This is a genomic window from Polaromonas sp. P1_G2 (assembly GCF_056405515.1).
The window spans coordinates 1-773 of record NZ_JBFUBY010000597.1 but is presented as its reverse complement, the minus strand read 5'-3'; the positions used below and the strand labels follow the sequence as shown (position 1 = coordinate 773).

2 protein-coding genes are annotated in these 773 nt (G+C 55.0%); both read right to left on the bottom strand.

Annotation, left to right across the window (positions count from 1 at the left end):
- Positions 1-304 (bottom strand): Rho termination factor N-terminal domain-containing protein (locus AC1D0P_RS26420; RefSeq protein ID WP_477679436.1); only part of this gene is annotated, 304 nt, incomplete at its 3' end.
- A gap of 181 nt (positions 305-485) precedes the next feature.
- On the bottom strand, positions 486-773 hold a 288-nt coding region (locus AC1D0P_RS26415), incomplete at its 5' end, for a CopD family protein (protein WP_477679435.1).

Below are 773 nucleotides of genomic sequence, written 5' to 3'. Positions count from 1 at the left end.
CTTCGACCGTGTCGCCGGTCTTCAGCGAGAAGCGGCGGATCTGCGAGGGAGAGATATAAATATCGTCCGGACCTGGGAGATAGTTGGCATTGGCCGAGCGGAGGAAGCCGAAGCCGTCCTGCAACACTTCGACCACGCCTTCGCCGATGATTTCAACTTCCTGGGCGGCGAGATTCTTGAGGATCGCAAACATCAATTCCTGTTTGCGCATCACACTCGCGTTTTCGACGGCCACTGATTCGGCGAAAGCAAGCAAGTCGGTTGCTGTTTTATTCTTAAGTTCCTGAAGCTTCATTTCAGCCATAAAGGGGACCACAACGTGTTGGGGTAGGGGGAGATAAACCGACACCGGTTCTGAGAGAAAGGCATGTGCGAGGGGGATGGGGACACGCCGCGATGCGGTGAAGCACTGTGTAAAAAATAATGCTTCGTCTGCGTCATCGCAAGACCGGTCTGCCAGAAATGCCGTGGATTAGCAAGATATATCAGAAAGGTTTCAACACCACCATCAGCACGATGACAATCATCAACAGCGCCGGCACCTCGTTCATGATCCGCCAATGACGCTGACTCCCAGGCCTTTCCTCTCGTAGGAAAGCGCGATAGCTGCGGCCATAATAGACGTGCACGGCGGTCAGCAGCACGACGCCGAGAAGCTTGACATGCAGCCAGCCGCCCTGGAAATGGAACACCGTCCAGGCGAGATAGAGACCAAGCAACCAGGCGATCATCATCGCCGGCGTCATGATGATTCGGTAAAGCCGCCCCTCCAT